The 2,616-nt window shown below is 74.4% G+C and carries 1 protein-coding gene and 1 pseudogene; both read right to left on the reverse strand.

Going from position 1 to position 2,616, the window contains the following annotated elements; genetic code table 11:
• Positions 1-117 (reverse strand): annotated as a pseudogene (locus AX737_RS36010) (FAD binding domain-containing protein); the annotation flags it as partial.
• The coding region (locus tag AX737_RS17875; protein WP_066923793.1) for a molybdopterin cofactor-binding domain-containing protein at positions 114-2,616 on the reverse strand (2,503 nt) is incomplete at its 5' end. The pseudogene AX737_RS36010 and the gene AX737_RS17875, both read right to left, overlap by 4 nt.

Genomic DNA, 2,616 nt, shown 5'->3' on the forward strand with positions numbered 1-2,616 from the left:
GGGCAGGAGGGACTGGCCGCCCGCCACGACCCGGGCCTCGTCGCCGTGCCGCGCGAGCGCGTCGAGCGCCTGGTCGAGGCTGTCCGCGCGCAGGTAGCCGAAGGGTGCGGGCTTCATCGCGTGATCCCCAGGCGGGCCAGCAGGCGGCGCAGCAGGCCGGGCGCGGTCGCGCCCCCGCCCGCGCGCCGCGCGAGGGCGGCGAAGAAGCCGCCGATGATCACGCGGGCGGCGCCGTCGAGCAGGCGCCCGCCCACCGCCGCGACCTTGCCGCCGACCGCGGCCTCGTAGGCGTAGCCGATCCGCGTGCCCGGCCCCTCGGGCGTCAGGGTGATGCGGCCGGAGCCGCCGCCGTTGCCGAGCGCGCCCGTCACCGTGCCGGCGAGCGTCGCCGCGCGCGGGGGGTCGAGGTCGGAGAGCCGGATGTCGGCCTTGTAGCGGCCCTTCACCGGCCCGACGCCGAGGGTGACCTCGGCGGTGAAATGCGTGTCCGAGCGCTTGCGCACCCCGTGCGCGCCCGGGATCACCGAGGCCAGCACCTCGGGATCGAGCAGCATCGCCCAGACGGCCTCGGGCGGCGCCGCGACGCGCGCCGAGCCCTCGCCGCGCATCGTACGGTCGCCGGGCTTCGATCCCCGAGAGGGCGCGCCCTGCCCGGCGCGCCCGGCGGGCGGAGCCGGCTCGTCGCGGCCGGCGGCGAGCGCGGCGAGTTTGGCCGGGGTCAGCGGCAGGTCGATCGCCTCCAGGGAGAGCGCGTCCGCCACCGCGTTGGCGAGGCAGACCGGGGTCGACATGCAATTGCCCTCGCCGACGCCCTTGGCGCCGAGCGGCGTGAAGGGCGACGGGCTCTCGACGTGCAGGACCGTGAGCTCCGGCATCTCGGTCGCGGTCGGGAGGAGGTAGTCGGCGAGCGTTCCGGACAGGAAGGCGCCGTCCGCGCCGTAGGCGAGTTCCTCGTAGACCGCGGCGCCCAGCGCCTGCGCGAAGCCGCCGCGCACCTGCCCCTCGACCATGCCGGGATGCAGGATCCGCCCGCAATCGTGCATCGTGACGTAGCGGTCGATCGCGATCTTGCCGGTGACCGGATCGATCTCGACCCCGCAGAAATCGAAGATGAAGCCGTGGCAGAGCGAGGAATTCACCGCATCGGCCTCGTCCGGCGCCGTGAGCTGCGGCGGCGTCCAGAAGGCGGTCTCGCGGATCGGCGCGCCGTCCATGTCGGGCAGGAGGCCCGGCGACCAGTGGGCCGTCGCCGCAACGCGGGCGAAGGGGAGCGACGCGTCCGGGTTCGTGCGCGAGCCGACCCGGCCGCCCGCGAAGACGAGGTCGTCGGCGCGCAGGTTGAGCTGGGCCGCCGCCACCGCCGCGAGCTTTTCGCGCAGCCTGAGCGCCGCCTGGTGCGCGACGCCCGCCACCGCAGCGGCGAAGCGGCTCGAATAGTTGCCCGAGGCGATCGACCACGCGTCCTTGGCGGTGTCGAGGTCGGCCGTGACCCGGACCTGGTCGAGGCCGATCCCGAACACGTCCGCCACCACCTGCGCCAGCACGGTGCGGTGGCCCTGGCCCTGCGGCACGGAGGCGACCTGCACGGTCACCGCGCCGACCGGATCGAGCGTGATGGTGGCGGTGGCCTGCGCCCCGTTCTTCGGGCCGGCCTTGGCGCGCTCGGCCGCGGTGAGGACGGTGGTGATGTAGCCCATGTTCGAGACGCTGGGCTCGACCGCCGCGGTATAGCCGATCCCGTAGAGGCGGCCCGCGGCGCGGGCCTCGGCGCGGCGGCGGACGAGTTCGGCGAGCCCGCCGTCGCGCGCGGCCACGTCGAGGGCGTGCTGGTAGTTGCCGGAATCGTAGAGCGCGCCGGTCGCCGTGCGGTACGGGAAGGCGTCGGCCGGGATCAGGTTGCGGCGGATCACCTCGAGCGGGTCGAGGCCGAGCGTCACGGCGATGCGCTGCATCAGCCGTTCCAGGGGATAGTAGACCTGCGGGCCGCCGAAGCCGCGCACCAGCCCGGTCGGCGTCTTGTTGGTCAGCACCACGCGGTTGCGCATCCGCACGTTCCGGATCGCGTAGGCGCCGGTCATGTTGCCGTGCATGCGGTAGAGCGTGGCGGGCTCGGGCGCGCGCAGATACGCCCCGCAATCCTCGACCTGATCCCAGTCGAGGGCCTCGACGCGGCCCGCGTCGTCGAAGGCGGCCGTGAGCGTGGTGACGCGGTTGGTGGCCGAGACCGAGGCGGCGAGGTGCTCCAGCCGGTCCTCGACCCATTTCACCGGACGGCCGACCCTGCGGGCGGCCGCCGCGATCAGGACCGCGTAGGGCGCGACGCCCTGCTTCACGCCGAAGCTGCCGCCGGAATCGGGGGGCGTGCGCAGGCGCAGGCGGTTGCCCGGCACCTTGAGCGCCCGGGCGAGCACGGCGTGGATGCTGAACGGGCCCTGGAAGTTGGCGAGCACGTCGTAGCTGTCGTCGGCGGCGTCGTACTCGGCGACGACCCCGTAGGTCTCCATCGGGCAGCCGGTGTTGCGCGGGTAGCGGACCGTCACCGAGAGCGTGTGCTTCGCCCGCCCGAAAGCAGCTTCGGGGTCGCCGTACCGGAAGGCGCGGTCGCTGACTTGGTTC

The organism is Methylobacterium sp. CCH5-D2 (assembly GCF_001556475.1).
GTDB lineage: Bacteria > Pseudomonadota > Alphaproteobacteria > Rhizobiales > Beijerinckiaceae > Methylobacterium > Methylobacterium hispanicum.